This window comes from Streptomyces sp. NPDC005791 (assembly GCF_042871485.1).
Lineage (GTDB): Bacteria > Actinomycetota > Actinomycetes > Streptomycetales > Streptomycetaceae > Streptomyces.
The window spans coordinates 125,438-143,369 of the sequence record NZ_JBIAIP010000004.1 but is presented as its reverse complement, the minus strand read 5'-3'; the positions used below and the strand labels follow the sequence as shown (position 1 = coordinate 143,369).

Sequence of the window (17,932 nt, the reverse complement as noted above, 5' to 3'; positions counted from 1 at the left end):
TCCGCCAGTGGTCTTTGTGGATCTCTCCTACTCGCCCGGGTGGGCGAGCTCGATGTCGTGACCGTCGACTCCGCTGCCGCTGACGGTCAGCGAGCCGGCCACCGGCGGGTAGCCGGTCGCGATCACGGAGTACTCACCGGCGTCCAGGTCGGTGAAGGCGTACACGCCGTCCTCCCCGGTCGTGGACGTGGCCACCACGTTGCCGGCCGCGTCGATCAGCGTGACCCGGGCGTCGTTCAGCGGTGCCCGGCCGGAGCCGGCCCTGACGACGCCGCGCACCAGCGCACCGGACCGCAGGGCCACGTCGAGCCGGGTGACACCCTGGCCGCCGACCTCCACCGGCAGGGCCAGCGGACGGAAGCCCGCTGCCGTGACGGCGACGGTCACCGACCCGGGGATCAGCTCACCGAAGGTGAACTCACCCGCGTCGCCCGAGACACCCGTGGCCAGCACGTCACCGCGCACATCGGTCACGACGACCATGGCGCCATGGACCGGGGTGCTGCCCTCGGCGGTCCGTACGGTCCCGGAGAGACCGCTCGTGCCGGCGAGCAGGATGTCGTAGGCCAGCGGCTCGTCGCCGACGACCACGGTGGACGCCTGCGGCTGGAAACCGTCGGCGGAGGCGATCAGGACGTAACTGCCGGAGGCAGGCGCGTCCAGTGCGTAACCGCCGTCGGCCTGGGCGACGGAGCGCCCGAGTTGCCGGCCGCCCAGCGAGATCAGCGTGACGGCGGCGCGGGCGACGGGTGCGCCTTCGGCGCCCCGCACCACACCGCGTACGGGGGTGCCCTGGAAGGTCAGCTCCTTGGTGGCGACCGACCCCTGCGGGACGGCGGCCGAGGTGTGTCCGTCCGTCGCCCCGGTGACGGGCGCGGTGCCGGTGGCGGCCTCGACGGACTCCGTCGCGGTGGACGCCTCGGCGGGGGCGTCGTCGTTGCCTGCTCGGCTCTTCAGGGCGACCTCCTTGATGAACAGGGTCAGGAGGAAAGCGACCAGCGCGGCAGGGGCGGCGTACAGGAAGACGTCGGCGACACCGTGGCCGTAGGCGACCTCCATGACCGTACGGAGCGGGGCGGGCAGCGCGTCCAGGTCGGGGATGCCCCCGCCACCGGTTCCGCCGTGGCCCAGCGCCGCGCCTTCGGGGCCGAGGTCGGCGAGGCCGTCCTTGACGTAGTGGGTGACGCGGTTGCCCAGGACGGCACCCAGCGCCGAGACGCCGATCGCACCACCGAGGGAACGGAAGAACGTCACGACGGAGCTGGCCGCGCCGAGGTCGGCGGGAGCCACCTGGTTCTGTGTGGCGAGCACCAGGTTCTGCATCATCATGCCGATGCCGAGCCCCATGACGAGCATGAAGATCGCGATGTGCCAGTACTCGGTGTCGTACCGGATGGTGCCCAGCAGACCGAGGCCCGCGGTGAGCAGGAAGCCACCGCTGACGAGCCAGGCCTTCCAGCGGCCCGTCTTGGTGATGACCTGGCCCGAGACGGTCGAGGACAGGAACAGGCCCGCGATCATCGGGATCGTCATGACGCCGGACATCGTCGGCGACTTGTCCCGCGCCAGCTGGAAGTACTGGCTGAAGAAGACGGTGCCGGCGAACATCCCGATGCCGACGAACAGCGAGGCCGCGGAGGCCAGGGTGATGGTGCGGTTACGGAAGAGGCGCAGCGGGATGATCGGCTCGCTGGCCTTCGACTCGACGAGCAGGAAGATCGCTGTCAGGACGACGGTGCCGGCGAGCATCGTCCAGGTCTGCCAGGAGATCCAGTCGTACTTGTCGCCCGCGAAGGTCACCCAGAGCAGCAGCAGCGAGACCGCGGCGCTGATGAAGAACGCGCCGGACCAGTCGACCTTGACCTCGCGCTTGACCACGGGGAGCTTCAGGGTCTTCTGGAGAACGAACAGGGCGATGATCGCGAACGGCACACCCACGTAGAAGCACCAGCGCCAGCCCAGCCAGCTGGTGTCGGTGATGACACCGCCGAGGAGCGGTCCGCCCACGGTGGCGACGGCGAAGACCGCGCCGAGGTAGCCGCTGTACCGCCCGCGCTCGCGCGGGGAGATCATCGCGGCCATGACGATCTGGGCGAGGGCGGAGAGACCGCCGACGCCGACGCCCTGCACCACACGGCAGGCGATCAGCATCCCGCTGCTGGTCGACAGGCCGGCGACTATGGAGCCGGCCACGTAGATGATCAGTGCGATCTGGACCAGCAGCTTCTTGCTGAACAGGTCGGCGAGCTTGCCCCACAGCGGGGTGGTGGCGGTCATGGCCAGCAGCGTGGCCGTCACGACCCAGGTGTAGGCGCTCTGGCCGCCACCGAGGTCGGAGATGATCTCGGGCAGGGCGTTGGAAACGACCGTCGACGACAGAATCGCGACGAACATGCCGAGCAGCAGCCCGGTCAGCGCTTCCATGATCTGCCGGTGTGTCATCGGCGTGCCCGCAGGGGCTTCGGCAGCCCCGTGCTTGGCGTGGCCGCCCCGCACACCGGGTGGTGTGGTCGTAGCCATTGAATTCCTTGTCTTTGCTTCTGTTACACAGGTGTACGGGTGTGCGCATCGTCGGAGTGCCCGGTGCGGCAGTCGCCGCTGTGCCTTCCGGGGGTACACCCTCCGGAGCCGCGGCAGGAGAAGCTGTCGCGCAGCCGGGCCAACAACGTGTTGAGCTGTCCGACTTCTTCGTCGGTCCAGTCGACGAGGTTGTGGGCGAACATCTCGGTGGTCCGCCGGGTCAGCTCGTCGAGCAGTTCCTCACCCACGGGGGTCAGCCGCAGGATGCGGGACCGCTTGTCCGTCGGGTCCGCGAACCGCTCGATCCAGCCGTTCTCCACCGCGTGGGTGACATGGCGGCTGGTCACCGACATGTCCACGGACAAGAGGTCGGCGAGCCGGGAGATCCGCATCTCGCCGTACTTGGCCAGCAGCGTCAGCACGGCGGCCGAGCCACCGGGACACTCGGCGGGCAGGATGCGGGCGAGGCCCCGCTTGACGGCTCCGACGGCGCTGAGCTGCCGGGCCAGTTCTTGGTACTGGCTCCGTGCTGCCACTGACCCTCCAGGCGTCTCGCGAGGTCATCTTGTTGCTTAGGGCAACGATAGAAGCGGTTGGTTGCTGCAGGCAAACTAAATCGGGCTTGCAGAAGTAAAGGAACGCAAAAGGCTGTGTCGTATCCCGGTCAAGCGTGCAGCGCACGTGGGGTGAGCGGCTTCGGCTGTGTTCCTCGTCACAGGACCGGACCGGTGCGGGGGCGCGTGGAGGAGGTGCGGAGCGCTCCGGCGGACGGGTGAAGGGGCCGTGTGCGCGGTGGGAGGGCATCGGCCCCTGGGGACCCGGGGGTTGGGCGGACGGCCCGCGTTCGCTAGTGTCCTGGCCCATGGCACACAACCCCCACGCCCCTCAGCCGGGCCCCGAGGGCACTCCCGACCCGGCGGGCAGTACGCAGATGTTCCGCGCGTTCGTCGACGACGGCGAGCCGCAGCGCAGGCAGCAGCCCGCCGCGGCCGCGTCGGGCTCGAAGACCGGGGTGATCGTGGCCGTCGTCGCGGTCATCGTCGTCCTGGGTGCGGTCGCCTGGCTCGCGCTCGGCTGACCGCCCCTCCCCGTATCGGCGGGCCCGCCGTCCCCTTCCCGGGGCGGAGGACCTGCCAGGCGTCCACCTGAGCGTGTACGCCGGGCTCGCGTACCGCTCCCGTACCGCCCGCCGGTGCGGGAGCGTCCGCGTCACCGGCGCGGCCCGGGACGAGCGGCCCCGGACGCGGCGAGGCCGCCGAGGGCGGCGCTTGCGGCGCCCACGGCGGCCCGTGAGCCGTGCCGTACGGATCCGGCATGGATCAGTCGGCGATGAGGCCTTCCCTGAGCTGGGTGAGGGTCCGGGTCAGCAGCCGGGAGACGTGCATCTGGGAGATGCCGACCTCCTCGCCGATCTGCGACTGGGTCATGTTCGCGAAGAAGCGCAGCATGATGATCTGCCGCTCGCGCGGGGCGAGCTTGGCCAGCAGCGGCTTCAGGGACTCGCGGTACTCGACGCCTTCCAGCGCCGCGTCCTCGTACCCCAGGCGGTCCGCCAGCGAGCCCTCTCCGCCGTCGTCCTCGGGGGACGGCGAGTCCAGGGAGGAGGCCGTGTAGGCGTTGCCCACGGCCAGGCCGTCGACCACGTCCTCCTCGGAGACCCCGAGCGCCTTGGCCAGCTCGGGCACGGTCGGCGAACGGTCCAGCTTCTGCGCGAGCTCGTCGCTGGTCTTCGTGAGGGCGAGCCGCAGCTCCTGGAGCCGGCGCGGCACCCGCACCGACCACGAGGTGTCGCGGAAGAAGCGCTTGATCTCGCCCACCACGGTGGGCATCGCGAACGTGGGGAATTCCACGCCTCGTTCGCAGTCGAAGCGGTCGATCGCCTTGATCAGGCCGATCGTCCCGACTTGGACGATGTCCTCCATGGGTTCGTTACGGCTCCGGAACCGTGCCGCCGCGTACCGCACGAGCGGGAGGTTGAGCTCGATGAGTGTGTCCCGCACGTAGGCCCGCTCCGGGCTGTCCGTTCCGTCGGGGCCCGAGGCGGGACCCAGCGCGGCGAGCCGCAGGAACAGGGAGCGGGACAGGGTGCGGGTGTCGATGGCTTCCGACGAGCTGGTGAGCACGGCGGGTGCCGGCACGCTCTTCGTGAGCGTGAGCACCTTCGAGCTGCCCTGTTCTGCGGACATGCCACCCCCTTGAGGTCGCGGACGGTCGCGGCGGCCACGACCATCGGAGGAACGCAGCCTCCACCTGAATACCGGAGGTGGGGCTGCGGCAAACGCGGTTCCAGCAGAATGTCACATGTCGGCAACACGCTGTAGTGACTTGTCGACAAGTCAGCGCTGAAAGTGCGCAGGAAACAGGGGGTGTGCGGCATTTACGCCCCCCGATCCGGCCCTCTCGGGGTCTACCCGTTCCGGCTACGCTTCGATCCTGTTTGCGGATCGCAGCCTGGCGAAACTTCTGGCCAGAAGCCTTGACACGTGCATCTGCGAGACCCCCAGTTCCGCGCTGATCTGTGACTGCGTCAGGTTGTTGTAGTAGCGCAGCAGCAGGATCCGCTGCTCGCGCTCGGGCAGCTGGACGAGCAGATGCCGCACCAGGTCACGGTGTTCGACACCGGCCAGTGCCGGGTCCTCGTAGCCGAGACGGTCCAGGAGTCCTGGCAGCCCGTCACCCTCCTGGGCCGCCTCCAGCGAGGTCGCGTGGTACGAGCGGCCCGCCTCGATGCAGGCGAGGACCTCGTCCTCGGAGATCTTCAGCCGCTCGGCGATCTCGCCGGTGGTCGGTGAGCGGCCGTGAGCGGTCGTCAGGTCCTCCGTGGCGCCGGTGACCTGGACCCAGAGCTCGTGCAGCCGCCGCGGCACGTGCACGGTCCGTACGTTGTCCCGGAAGTAGCGCTTGATCTCGCCGACCACGGTGGGCATGGCGAACGTGGGGAACTGGACGCCGCGTTCCGGGTCGAAACGGTCGATGGCGTTGATCAGGCCGATGGTGCCCACCTGGACGACGTCCTCCATCGGCTCGTTGCGGCTGCGGAAGCGGGCCGCCGCGTACCGCACGAGCGGCAGGTTCGCCTCGATCAGCGCGGCGCGCACCCTGTGGTGTTCCGAGGTGCCGGGTTCGAGGTCCTTGAGCCGCCCGAACAGCACCTGGGTCAGGGCCCGGGTGTCCGCGCCCCGCGTCCTGGCGGGCGGCGTGGCGGGGTCGGGGGTCTCGGTCTGGATGTCGTCCGTCTGGACGTTCTGGGGTGGGACTTGAGGCGCTGTACTGGCCGGCACGGTGTCGCCACCCCTTTGCGGTCAACTACGGTCAACTCATTCGTCAAAAGCGGTCATAGCATCACAAGACATGTCCACTGTGTGCAAGCACCGCATAGTGTCGTGTTGGGGGTGTTTTGGTTTAAACATGCGTTTAATCATGCCGAAAAGCCCCTCTCCGGTAGGGGAGGGGCCTGCGGGACCGGATGGCCGAAAGGGTCAGAAGGGGTAGTCGGCGATCACCCAAGTGGCGAACGCGCGCCACTGACCGGCCGCGGCCTGGTGCTCGGGGTGCTCGATGTACCGCTTGAGCGCGTCCTCGTCGGCGACGGCCGAATTGATGGCGAAGTCGTAGGCGATCGGCCGGTCGGTGATGTTCCAGGCACACTCCCAGAACTCCAGCTCGGGAACCTTCCCGCCCAGCTCCCGGAAGGCCTCCGCGCCCGCGACGACGCGGGGGTCGTCCCGCTCGACGCCGTCGTTCAGCTTGAACAGGACCAGGTGGCGGATCATGTGGGTCCTCCTACTGCACCAGCTCGGACATGAAGTCTCCTACGCCCTGAGCGGCGCTCGAAACACCTTCGAACCCTACTTGTACGAGGTCGGCGGCCCGCTCGGGTGAAGTGATGATCGTGTACAGCACGAAGACCACGATCACGTAGAGCGCGATCTTCCTCGCTTGCACCACAGCCCGCCCCTCCCCTTCGATCACCTGTGCAGTCGGGTGATTCTAGCCGCACGTACGGCCGTGTCCGTCGGCCGTTTCCGAGCACCGACAAGGCTTTTAGGGTCGAAGGACCCGTCGATTCGGGCCCTTTGTCGGCGAGCGAGGCTTACGGCAGGGAGGAGGATGGGGCGTGGGCCCGCAGCGCAGGCAGGAAAGCGCGGGCCGAGGAACGGGACCTCCACGAGGTCCCCACCGCGTGACTTCCCCCCGACCGCGGCGAGGGCCTACGGTCCCCGTTCTCACCGGGGGGAGCGGCTTGTCCCCCCGATGCCGCTCTCCCCGACCTGACGTCCGAAGGGCCCGGCGACGCGCCGGGCCCTTCGTGTCATCCGCCGGTGCGGACCGGGGTCAGTCCTTCTTCAGGCCGATCGAGCCCGGGGCCGCGTCCTGAGCGTCGGAGTCCGTGCCGTTCCGGGGTGCCGGGACGGTGCCGGCGGCTGCCGTGGAGGCGTCCTCGGCGGCCAGGCGTTCCATGCCGCTCGTCGTCTTGAGGGGCTTCTCCTTGATGAAGACCACCGCGAGGAGGGCGAGGACGGCGAACGGGGTGGCGATGAGGAAGAGGTCACCGGTCGCGACGCCGTACGCGTGCTCGACGATGTTCTTCATCGGCTCGGGCAGCTTGGTCATGTCGGGCACGGCGCTGCCGTGTCCGCCGCCGGCCGTCGGGAGCCCGCTCTCCTCGAGGCCCTTGGCCATCTCACTGGCCACCCGGTTGGCGAGGATCGCGCCGAGCACGCTGGTGCCGATGGTGCCACCGAGGCTGCGGAAGAAGGACAGCACGGAGGTCGCGGCGCCCAGTTCGTGCGCGGGCACGTCGTTCTGCGCGGCGAGCACGAGGTTCTGCATCAGCATGCCGACGCCGATACCCATGAGCGCCATGTAGAGGCTGAGCAGACCGAAGTGCGTGTCGGCGTCGATGGTCGAGAGCAGTCCGAGACCGGCCGCCATGACGACGGCGCCCGAGATGAGGTACACCTTCCACTTGCCGGTCGCGGAGATGAGCTGCCCGGCGACGGTGGAGGAGACCAGCAGACCACCGATCATCGGGAGGCTCATGAGCCCCGCCACGGTCGGGGACTTGCCCAGCGAGACCTGGAAGTACTGGGACAGGAACACGGTCCCGGCGAACATGGCGACACCGACGAAGAAGCTCGCCAGAGTCGTCAGCGACACCGTGCGGTTGCGGAAGATGTCGAGGGGGATGACGGGCTCCGCGGCCTTGGACTCGACGTAGACCGCCGCCGCCAGGAGCACCACCCCGGTGGTCACCAGCGCGGCCGTCTGCCAGGACGCCCAGTCGAAGCTGTTGCCCGCGAGGGAGGTCCAGATCAGCAGCGCGGAGACGCCCGCCACGATCAGGAAGGCGCCCGTCCAGTCGATCTTGACCTCACGACGCACGGTCGGCAGCTTCAGGGTGCGCTGGAGCAGCACGATCCCGGCCAGCGCGAACGGCACACCGATGAAGAAGCACCAGCGCCAGCCGAGCCACGAGGTGTCCACGAGGACGCCACCGATCAGCGGACCGGCGACGGTGCCGACGGCGAAGACCGCGCCGAAGATGCCCGCGTACTTGCCGAGCCGGCGCGGCGGGATGATGGCGGCCATCACGATCTGGGCCAGCGCCGTCAGACCACCGGCGCCGATGCCCTGGATGACACGGCTGATGATCAGGGTGACGACGTCCTGGGAGAAGCCGGCCACGAGGGAACCGACGACGAACAGGCCGAGCGAGAGCTGGAGCAGCAGCTTCTGGTTGAACAGGTCGGCGAGCTTGCCCCACAGCGGCACGGTCGCCGTCATGGCGAGCAGCTCGGAGGTCACGACCCAGGTGTACGAGGACTGGCTCGCGCCGAGGTCGGCGATGATCCGCGGCAGGGCGTTGGCGACGACGGTACCCGCGAGGATGGCGACGAACATGCCCGCCATCAGGCCTGACATCGCCTGGAGTATCTGCTTGTCGGACATGGAGGTGGGCGCCTGCTCAGGCGCCTCGGTTGCGGTCACGGAGTCCTTCTTAGGAGCTGGAGCAGAACAGGGATCGGGTGCGGGGAACGGTCGTCGGCGGCGGGCCGGATCACTCCGTCGGCCGCGGGAGGCCGTGTGCCAGGTGGACGAAGGCCTCCTGGAAGGCGTCCGTGAGCACGGTTTCCTCGGGATGGGTGCAGCAGTACTCGAAGGCGATCCGCATGGCGGTGTGACTGACGGCGGCGACCAGCCGGGGGTAGATGCCGTAGCCCCCCGGTCCTCCCGTCCCGGACCGGGTGGCGTCGAGCCACTCGGTGAGGGTGACGGCGAGGGCCTGCTCGTCCGCGACATGGGCGTTGAGGCCGCGCTGGATGAGATGCGGTGACCGCTGGAGCACCTGGGCCTGCAGGGCCCACAGTTCCTGGCGGTCCTCGAATCCGTCCAGCTCGGCGACGATGGCCTCACGGACGGCGTCGAGCGGCGTCAGGTCGGCCGGGGCGTCGCGCACGGACTGCCTGATCCGCTCGCCGACCTCGTCGTCGATCATGACGAACGCGTCGTCATGACTCGAGAAGTAGTTGAAGAACGTCCTGGGCGAGACGCCCGCCGCTTCACTGATGGCTTCGACCGTGACGTTCTCCACGCCGTGCTCGGCGGCGAGCCGCACGGCCGCCTCCGCGATGGCGTTGCGGGTCGCCTGCTTCTTGCGTTCCCGCAGTCCGGGTACGGATGTCGTCGTCTTCGGCACGTCCTGCATGGTAGGCAAAGATGCACGATCTGCAAAATTATTTCCCGATCTGTCCCGGCGTGCGCCCAAGGCCCGGCGCGACGGCGGCTTCACGCCCCACACGGCGCGCGCATGCTCAGCACATGCTCCCGATGTGCGCGGCCCGCTCCTTCCCGGTGCTCCGGGTGAACGGCCATGGCGAAGGATCGCCCATGGCCGCCGGAGAACGAGAAGTCCGGCGCTTCCTTCCCACCTCGAGGAGACCTTGTGTACAAGGGCGACATAGCACTGCTGGAAGAGATCCAGGAGCAGGACTTCGTCGGCGTCGCGTACGGCGCCTGCTCCACGAACACGTTCTCGCTCTCCGACGCCCTGGGGAACAACGGCGGCTGGTGCACCCTCACCAAGGAATGCCAGCCCAACTGCAACTGACCCCCGTCGGCCGTCTCAGAAGGAGAACACCATGCAGGACAAGAAGAACGACGTACTCGGCGGCTACGACGAGGCCGAGCTCATCGAGCTCAGCGAGGTCGACACGTACGGCGGCACCGGCGCGCTGTGCATCGCCACGCTGACCCTGGTCTCCGCGGCCGCGTGCCCGACCACGAAGTGCACCAGCAAGTGCTGAACCCCGCTCGGCCACTTGTGGCGAGGGTGTAGCACGGTGTCGCGGGACGGGGTCCGGTCCGCCGGATCCCGTCCCGCCCCTACCGATTCGTTTCTCGACATCGCGCAGGAGCAAGAACGTGATATCTCCAGCCCAGTACTATCCCGAGTTCGACAGCGCCGAAGTCGAAGAGACCATCACGCCCCTGACGCGGTTCGACGACGAGGTCGCAGCCGTCCTCAAGAACAGCGGAACCGATGTCGGCCGCACCGCTCCGGACGGCGGGGCGCACCCACGCCGCGACCACCGGGACACCGTGGAGGCCTGGCTGGGCCACCACGAGCAGTACCCGTTCCAGCGCGTCATCAGGAGCGTCGCCGTCACGATCGCGGCAGCCGATCCCCTCGCGGACTTCGAGGAGCTCTTCGCCGACCCGCGGGCCGTCCTCGTCGAGCTGCTCGGACGGGCCGAAGCACGCCTCCGTGACGTCTGTACGCGCCCGCTGGTAGCCGCGGTCAATCACGCGCGGGAGAGGGGCCTGCTCGAAGGCGACACCCCGCAGGACCGGTACGGGCACTTCGTGCGGGAGTCGAGCCGTACGTCCTTCGAAGTGGTGAGCGGCCTGTCGTTCCCGGTCATGCGGGACATCATCCGCATCGTCCTCAGCCACGAGACGGACAGCTTCCATGAGCTCTGCCGCCGTCTGCGGGCCGATCGCGCGGCCATCGAGGCCGCGTTCGGGATCGATGCCGACGACCGCCTTGCCTCCTTCGGCCTGTCCGAGGGCGACACGCACCACCACGGCCGCAGCGTGTGCGTCCTCACCTTCCAATCCGGTCAGCGCCTGGTGTACAAGCCGCGCGACGTGTCGTGCGAGGCCGCCTACGTCACGGTCGCCGACGAGCTCAACGCCTGGCTGGGCACCGCGCTCGTCAGCGCGGCCACGCTCGAGCGCGACGGCTACGGCTACGTCGAGTACGTCCACGCCGAGGACGTCTCCGACATCTCCGCGGAGTTCATGCGGGCCAGCGGGGAACTGGCGGCCGTGCTCCACCTGCTCAACGCGCGGGACATGCACTTCGAGAACATCCTGCCGACCCGTCGCGGCCCGCTGCCGATCGACCTGGAGACGATCCTCCACCCGGAGCGCGTCCACACGGGGCCGGTCCCCGAGGCCCCCGGCAACGCGTACGAGACGATCGCCCAGTCCGTCTACGGCATCGGCATCCTGCCCCTCGTCATGGCCGGCAAGGAGGCCGACGCCGGGCACGTCGACCTCGGGTTCCTCGGTGATCAGGGACGCGGCACCTCGCCGTTCAAGTCGATGCAGTTCGACCACCCGTTCACCGACCACGTCAGCCTGGGCTTCCGCGCGGCCGCCGCCGGACGGCGCCAGACCGTCGTCAACGCGCTGACCGAGGACGAGACGTACGACCTCGGGCGTCACATGGCCGACGGTTTCACCCAGGTCTTCCGTGCCGTCATGGCCGCACCGGACCGCTGGACCGCGCTTCTGCGCAAAGCGGCCGCGGGCGTCCGCATCCGCTACGTACACAACCCCACCGTCCTGTACTCCCAGACGCTGCGGATGACGTCCAGCCCGAGCGCGCTCGACGGCACGGCCCCCTACCTGGCGCTGCTCAAGCGCATCGCGATCGCCAGCAAGACCTCCGATCCGCAGATCATCCGCTCCGAGATGCGGCAGCTCGCCGAGCGCGACGTCCCCTACTTCACCGTCGCCGGCACCGGCACGGCCCTGCTGGACGGCGACGGCGCCCCCGTCGGTGCCGTCTTCGACCGGTCGCCGCTCGACCTGGCCCTGGACAAGTGCGCGCGCCTGACCGAGTTCGAGCTCGGTGAGCAGCTCCGACTGATCCACTCGGCCTTCGCCGCGCGCTTTCCCGACAACCACCTCACCGCGGGCGCCGACGCCGCGCCCGTCGCCGGAGGTGCCGTGCGGCGGTGGGACGACGCGCTGACCTCGATCGTCACCGGACTCTGCGACCAGCTGATCGCCACCTCGCGGCCGGACCGGTTCGCGCATCTCCCCCGTACCTGGATCGGTCCGCTCGCCTCCGCGGAGGCCGACCGGCCGTGGCCGCCCGGGGTCCTCGGCTATGACCTCTACACCGGGCGCACCGGCCCGGCCCTGACCCTGGCCGCCGCCGCACGCCTCCTGGGCCGGCAGGACTACGCCGAGCTGTCGGCCCAGATCTTCTCCACCACCGCCGACGTACTCGCGACGCGACGCTACGAGACGCGCAGTGTCCAGCAGGCCGGTTACGGCGGCTACACGGGCCTGGCGGGGATCCTCCTCGCCCTGTCCATGGCGGGCGGACTCCTGGACGAGCCCGCCTGGGTCCGGGCGGCGCAGGACGCGGTCCCGCTGGTGCTCGACCAGATCCGCGACCAGCCGCCGGGGCAGCTGCCCCTGGACGTCATCGGCGGGGTCGCGGGCGTGCTGTCGTGCGTCACGGCGCTCGGCGGACCGCACGCCGGCACGGCGGTCACCGAGCTCACGTCGCTGCTCGTGAACGGTCTGCGCGGCGACGGCCGTGCCGCACGGTCCGTCCTGTCCCAGTCCGGCTTCGCGCACGGCGTCAGCGGCGTCGTCCACGCCCTGAGCCGGGCACACCCGCACCTGCCACCCGGCGGCCGGGACGCGGCAGGGACCACCCTGGCGGAGCTGGCCGGCTCCTTGCAGGGCTTCTACGACGCCGACGAGGGCAACTGGTACTCCAACACCGGGACGTCGCGGTCCTTCTCCACCGGCTGGTGCCACGGTGCGACCGGCATCGCGCTCGCCCTTTCCTCGTACCACTCCGTCAGCGGCGACAAGGACGTGGTGAGACAGCGCGACAGGGCCGTCGGCAACACCCTCCGGCACGGTTTCGGCCGCAACCTCACCTGGTGCCACGGCGACCTGGGGAACCACGACGTCCTCACGGCCCTCCAGGGGGCCGGGGACCGCGCCCTGCGCGACGAGATCGCGAGGATCGAGCAGCGGTGGCTCCACCCGGAGGCCTTCATCCGCAAGATCGGGGACACCAGGAGCCGCTACGCGCACACCAACAGCCTCATGGTCGGCACGGCCGGCATCGTCCTGCACCTGGTGAACCGCATCGACCCGGAGCACCGCGTCTCGCCGGTCGCCCTCACCACCGGGGGCCGATGACCATGGCCCGTCACATACCGACCGTCACGCAGGTCACCCAGACCGAGTGCGGCCTGTGCTCATGCGTCGCGGTCCTCCGCCACTACGGGCGCGCGGAGGACCTCTCCAGCGCACGCGAGGCCATGGACGCGGGACGTGACGGCCTGTCCGCCAGCCAGCTCGCGCGGTTCCTGACGTCACGCGGCATGGTCGTCAAGCCCTACCGGATCAAGGACATAGCCGCACTGGAGAAGTTCACGTCGCCGGTGATCCTCTACTGGGAGGACTACCACTTCCTCGTCCTGGAGAAGTTCGACGGCCGCACCGCGGTCGTCATGGACCCGGCCGTCGGGCGTCGGCGCCTCAACCGCGCGGAACTGGAGGCGGGCTTCAGCGACATCGCCCTCGCGGCCGAGCCGGGCCCCGACTTCGAGAGGACGCGGGCGAAGCCGCTGAGCGAGTGGCGGGGCGTCCAGCTGTTCGCACAGGGGTCGCTCAAGCGGATCGGTCTGGTGGCGCTCCTCTCGCTCGGCGGATACGGAGCGGTCCTCGGCATCCCCATGCTCACCGAGTGGGCCGTCGACCGGTCGCAGCACCGGCAGGACATCGGTGAGCTCACCCAGGTGATCGCGATGGTCGTCGCCGTGGCGGTCGGCTACTTCGCGATCCACCTCGTCCGGGTCGTCGCCTTGTCGTCACTGGTCGCCGTGCTGGGCAGGCACCTGATGACGCACACGTTCACCAGGCTCCTGGCGTTGCCGTACAGGTTCTTCACCACACGACAACCCGGCGAGCTGCTGTTCCGCCTCAACAGCGTGAACTCGATCCGTGATCTGCTCTCCTCCCGGGTGGCTCAGGGCATCCTCGACGTCGGCACGCTCGCCTGTGTCAGCGTCTACCTGTTCATCACCGAATGGCGGCTGGGCGCCATGGCGTCGGGCCTGTTCCTGCTCAACGCGGTCTACCTCGCGAAGACCCGCGTACGGGTGATGGAAGCGGTCGACGCGGAGATCGCGCACCTCTCCAAGAGCCAGTCCACGCAGCTCGACGCGATCGTGTCGATCCCGACCATCAAGATGGGCGGATACGCCGACGAGTTCGTCGCCGGCTGGCGGACGACGTACGACCAGTCGCTCGACGCGATGAAGCAGCGGATGCGCCTGCAGCAGGGCCGGATCGCCGGTGTGACGACCACCACGCAGATGTTCGGGCCGATCGTCCTGCTGCTGTCCAGCCTGTACTTCGTCAGCCACGGCCAGATATCCCTCGGCGCGGCCATCGCCGTCCAGGCGGTGTCCGCGACGTACTTCGCCCTCGCGACGTCGGTCTTCCAGACGTACACCGAGTTCAGCGAGGCCTCCCGGTACATGGCGCGGCTGAACGACATCACCGGTGCGCCGCCGGAGTCACCCGGCGGCACCCGCACCGAGCTCACCACGACCTCCATCCGCCTGGACGACGTCAGCTTCCGGTACACGAAGCACAGCGACCTCGTCGTGCGGGACGTGTCGCTGGAGATCGAGGCGGGCTCGAAGGTCGCGCTCGTCGGCGCCTCCGGCTCGGGCAAGAGCACCCTGGGGCGGATCATCTGCGGCCTGTACGAACCCAGTGGCGGATCGGTGCGCTTCGGCGGGCACGACCTGGCCGAGTACGACAAGCGCGCGTTGCGCCGCTCCATCGGTTACATCCCGCAGGAGGTGCACCTGCACAACCGCACCATCCTGGAGAACCTCACCCTCGGCCAGGACATCCCGGACGAGAGGGTCAGGGAGTACTGCGACAGCGTCGGCATCCTCGACTTCCTCGACGATCTGCCGATGGGCCTGAAGACGTTGGTCTCCGAGATGGGCGCCAACTTCTCCGGAGGCCAGCGTCAGCGCCTCGCGATCGTCCGCGCACTGCTGCAGCGTCCCAGGATCCTGGTGATGGACGAGGCGACGGCGTCGCTCGACACCATCAACGAACGGCGCGTCACCCAGATCATCCAGGACCTCGGCGCGACCCAGGTGGTGATCGCCCACCGGCTGGCGACGGTCAAGTCGGCGGACCGCATCTACGTGTTCGACCGCGGGCGCATCGTCGAGCACGGGACGCACGAGACGCTGGTGAACAACGGCTCGGTCTATTCCGACCTCTACGCAGACCCCACCGCAGACACTCTCGTCGGAGGCAACCGAGCATGACCGAACCGCACGTGTCCATACCGGCGTTCATGCCCTACTACCTGAGCCTGATGCCACGTGGGGCCGCCGTCGGCCGTCTGGCCGGCCTCATCGCCGGGGCGTCCGCCCCGGAACACGCCGACGCGCTGCTCGACGCGGTGTGGGAGGACCTCGTCACCACCGTCGAGGGCCACTCCTTCCGGATGCTGATCGGCGAGTTCCACTCGTTCCGGGAGCACCGAGGCCTGCCGATGACCGTCGAGAGCGACACGGCGCTCACGGCGTTCCGCCGGCATCTGGAGGACCCCGAGCACATCCGGGGGCTCGGCGACACATACCCCGTGCTCCGGACGCGTCTGGAGCGGGTGCTCGCCAACTCGCTCGACGCCTACGCCGACCTGTTCACCGCCTACGCCGAGGACCGCGCGGCCCTGTACGCCGCCGGGCTCGTGCCCCGGGCCGACAGCCCCGTCGTCGGGATCTTCGCCACCGGTGCGGACCTGCACAACGACAACCGCCAGGTGGTGGGCCTGGAGCTGGCCGACGGCGGCAAGGTCGTGTTCAAGCCCCGCGCCCTGGTGTCCGACAGTTTCGTGCACGACCTCTACACCGCGGCGGACCCCTTCCTGACGTATTCCCTGCGGCAGTGCGCGCCGGTGTCCCTGACGATCGGCGCGCACGGGTGGCAGCAGTTCGTCACCGCGCGGGCCATGACAGGCGCGGACCAGCCCGCCCGCTACTTCTACCGGTTCGGCGCACTGTGCGCGCTGTTCGGCGCCATCGGCGCCTCGGACCTGCACGACGAGAACCTGCTCGCGGCCGGCGAGAACCCCTGTGTGATCGACACCGAGACCATGGTGCGGCCCAACGCCGGAGTGGACAACGACTCCCTGCCACATGTGCTGATCAACCAGCTGAAGCTCTCCGTGGCCTCCACGATGCTCGTCCCGATGGCGAACCCCAACTCACCGATCGACCTCGTCATGGCGGGTGTCGGCATCGACGGGGACCAGACGTCGAAGATGAGGCGCCCCGTCATCCACGACATGAAGACGGACGGCATCGCCGTCAGGTGGGAGAACGTCACCCACCGGCAGACGGACAACGTGCCACGGCTGGGCGGCGAGGCGCTGTCCCCCGTCACCCACTTCGACGAGATCCTGAAGGGGTACCTGGACGCCCTCGGGGCGGTCCGTGGTGGTGGGGTCGAGAAGGTGCTCGGCAGCTACCCGCACATGCCGGTGCGCTGTCTGATCCGGTCCACCATGGTCTACGCCCGGTTCCTGGACGCCGCCACGCACCCGGACTACCTGCGGGACACCGAGGAGGCCGAGCGGGTCTTCCGGCTCCTCGGGAAGTACCCCGACTACCTGACCCCTGAGGGCGCCGCCTACGTCGGTGACGAGGAGCGTGCCTCCCTGCACACCGGCAACGTCCCGTACTTCACGGCTCGGGGCGACTCCACCGAACTGGCCACACCGAGGACGAGCTTCCCCGGGCTGCACAGGACGTCACCGCTCGCGTTCGCGCGCAGCGGCGTGGCGCTCAACGCCCGCCAGAGCGACCTCTACCACCGCTTCGTGATGGAGGAGTGCTTCAACGAGGTGGCCGGACAGCATCCCGCGGCCATGTCGGCGCGGAGCGTCTTCGCCCCGGTGCTGCGCGACGCGCGCCCGCAGACGTGGTGGGCCGGGATCGCCCGCACCATCTCCTCCGTGAGCGTGTCGTACGACGGTCCCGACGGGGCGGAGACCGGCTGGGTGTGCGGCATCGGCCCCGACCGCAACGCGCCCACGGTCACCCCGGGCAACTTCATCTCCTTCCACGACGCGGGCGGCATCGTCACGTTCCTGGAGAACGCGGCTCGCGACGACCGTGATCTGCGGGAGTCCGCGCGCAGCGCCACCCGCGGCCTCGACACGCTGCTCGCGGAGTACGGCGACGTCCTCATCCAGGCCCCCGAGAGCGTGTTCACGGGCTCCGCCTCCCTGCTGTTGACCCGGCCGTACCAGGTCGACACCGATTGGCTGGGGAGAGTGGCCGACTCGATCGAGGAGCGGGCGGCGGCGGGCACGCTGGACGCCGACCTCTCCACGGGGCCGGCGGGCCTGCTGATGGTCCTGCTCTCCCGGCTGGAGGCGGGAGGGGGCGCGACACTCGGCCAGGAGCGGCTGGGGCGACTGTGTGACCTGGTCCTCACGCAGGTGGAGGCGACGCTGGCGGCCCCCTGGTTCGACGTGGCACACGGTGACATCGGAATGCGGTGGGCTGCTTCGCGCATCGGCCGGGTCCTCGACGACCCCGCCTTGGTGAACGCGTCGGCGGACTGGCTGACGAGCCGGTCGGCCGACGGTGCCGAGCTGCCCGTGGCGGGCTGGTGCAACGGCGCCGCCGGACTGTTGCTGACCTCGGCGGAGGTACTCACCTCGGCCGGGCGACAGGAATGGCTGACCGGTGGCCGTCTCTCCGCCCTGGTGGAGCGGGCCACCCGACTGCCCGCCGACGGGCCGGTGGACCTCTCCGTCTGCCACGGCAGCAGTGGTGTGATCCAGTCGCTCATCGCCGCGGGCCGCATCCTGGGAGACACGTCCCTCCTGGAGCGGGCCTGCGACTACCAGGAGCGGGTGCTCGCGGCAGCCCGCTCGCACGGTTTCCACACCGGGGTCGCGGGACGTACCTCGTTGCTCGGCTACATGTTCGGGTGGTCAGGCATCGGAGACACTGATCTGATGCTGCGTGCGGCCCACTCCGGCCGGGACGACTTCCCCGTGCCGGTGGCACTCGCCGGCCGCCCCTCCAACTGACCGACC

The 17,932-nt window shown here is 69.4% G+C and carries 14 protein-coding genes; 6 read left to right on the top strand and 8 right to left on the bottom strand.

What is annotated here, in order from left to right; genetic code table 11:
- Nucleotides 1–27: 27 nt before the first annotated feature.
- A complete protein-coding gene (locus ACFYSH_RS10175; protein ID WP_359463922.1) occupies nt 28–2,520 on the bottom strand; it encodes an MFS transporter in 2,493 nt (830 codons plus the stop codon).
- A gap of 23 nt (nt 2,521–2,543) precedes the next feature.
- Nucleotides 2,544–3,056, bottom strand: coding sequence for a MarR family winged helix-turn-helix transcriptional regulator (locus ACFYSH_RS10170; protein WP_359463925.1), 513 nt, complete (start codon nt 3,054–3,056; stop codon nt 2,544–2,546).
- Between the two features lie 326 nt (nt 3,057–3,382).
- Between ACFYSH_RS10170 and ACFYSH_RS10165 the strand changes: the two genes are divergently transcribed.
- Nucleotides 3,383–3,598 carry a hypothetical protein gene (locus tag ACFYSH_RS10165; protein ID WP_359463927.1) on the top strand — a complete coding sequence of 72 codons (216 nt, stop codon included), beginning with the start codon at nt 3,383–3,385 and terminating at the stop codon, nt 3,596–3,598.
- Nucleotides 3,599–3,839: 241 nt separating this feature from the next.
- On the opposite strand, the gene ACFYSH_RS10160 is transcribed toward ACFYSH_RS10165, so the two are convergent.
- The 6 genes from ACFYSH_RS10160 to ACFYSH_RS10135 all read right to left on the bottom strand — a co-directional run bounded on the left by ACFYSH_RS10160 (nt 3,840) and on the right by ACFYSH_RS10135 (nt 9,229).
- Nucleotides 3,840–4,706, bottom strand: coding sequence for an RNA polymerase sigma factor SigF (locus tag ACFYSH_RS10160; RefSeq protein ID WP_359463930.1), 867 nt, complete (start codon nt 4,704–4,706; stop codon nt 3,840–3,842).
- 234 nt (nt 4,707–4,940) lie between these two features.
- Nucleotides 4,941–5,801, bottom strand: a complete 861-nt coding sequence (locus ACFYSH_RS10155; RefSeq protein ID WP_359463933.1) for an RNA polymerase sigma factor SigF — start codon at nt 5,799–5,801, stop codon at nt 4,941–4,943.
- A gap of 198 nt (nt 5,802–5,999) precedes the next feature.
- Nucleotides 6,000–6,293 carry a Dabb family protein gene (locus ACFYSH_RS10150; RefSeq protein ID WP_359463935.1) on the bottom strand — a complete coding sequence of 98 codons (294 nt, stop codon included), beginning with the start codon at nt 6,291–6,293 and terminating at the stop codon, nt 6,000–6,002.
- Between the two features lie 10 nt (nt 6,294–6,303).
- Nucleotides 6,304–6,468: a hypothetical protein gene (locus ACFYSH_RS10145; RefSeq protein ID WP_388751756.1), complete on the bottom strand. Its 165-nt coding sequence runs from the start codon at nt 6,466–6,468 to the stop codon at nt 6,304–6,306.
- A 387-nt stretch (nt 6,469–6,855) separates the two neighbouring features.
- Entirely contained in the window at nt 6,856–8,472 is a 1,617-nt protein-coding gene (locus ACFYSH_RS10140) for an MDR family MFS transporter (RefSeq protein WP_359464146.1), read from the bottom strand.
- A gap of 109 nt (nt 8,473–8,581) precedes the next feature.
- On the bottom strand, nt 8,582–9,229 hold the full coding sequence (locus tag ACFYSH_RS10135; protein ID WP_359464148.1) for a TetR/AcrR family transcriptional regulator: 648 nt from the start codon (nt 9,227–9,229) through the stop codon (nt 8,582–8,584).
- Between the two features lie 237 nt (nt 9,230–9,466).
- Here ACFYSH_RS10135 and ACFYSH_RS10130 point away from each other — a divergent pair, with 237 nt between their 5' ends.
- The 5 genes from ACFYSH_RS10130 to lanM all read left to right on the top strand — a co-directional run bounded on the left by ACFYSH_RS10130 (nt 9,467) and on the right by lanM (nt 17,926).
- Nucleotides 9,467–9,631 carry a plantaricin C family lantibiotic gene (locus ACFYSH_RS10130; protein ID WP_359463940.1) on the top strand — a complete coding sequence of 55 codons (165 nt, stop codon included), beginning with the start codon at nt 9,467–9,469 and terminating at the stop codon, nt 9,629–9,631.
- A gap of 31 nt (nt 9,632–9,662) precedes the next feature.
- On the top strand, nt 9,663–9,827 hold the full coding sequence (locus ACFYSH_RS10125) for a class II lanthipeptide, LchA2/BrtA2 family (RefSeq protein ID WP_359463942.1): 165 nt from the start codon (nt 9,663–9,665) through the stop codon (nt 9,825–9,827).
- Nucleotides 9,828–9,945: 118 nt separating this feature from the next.
- Nucleotides 9,946–12,981 carry a type 2 lanthipeptide synthetase LanM family protein gene (locus ACFYSH_RS10120; RefSeq protein WP_388751754.1) on the top strand — a complete coding sequence of 1,012 codons (3,036 nt, stop codon included), beginning with the start codon at nt 9,946–9,948 and terminating at the stop codon, nt 12,979–12,981.
- 2 nt (nt 12,982–12,983) lie between these two features.
- Nucleotides 12,984–15,143, top strand: a complete 2,160-nt coding sequence (locus tag ACFYSH_RS10115) for a peptidase domain-containing ABC transporter (RefSeq protein ID WP_388751752.1) — start codon at nt 12,984–12,986, stop codon at nt 15,141–15,143.
- The gene (gene lanM, locus ACFYSH_RS10110; RefSeq protein WP_359463949.1) at nt 15,140–17,926 is read left to right on the top strand and encodes a type 2 lanthipeptide synthetase LanM; all 2,787 of its coding nucleotides are present in this window, start codon (nt 15,140–15,142) and stop codon (nt 17,924–17,926) included. The genes ACFYSH_RS10115 and lanM overlap by 4 nt, the downstream gene beginning before the upstream one ends.
- Nucleotides 17,927–17,932: the final 6 nt, after the last annotated feature.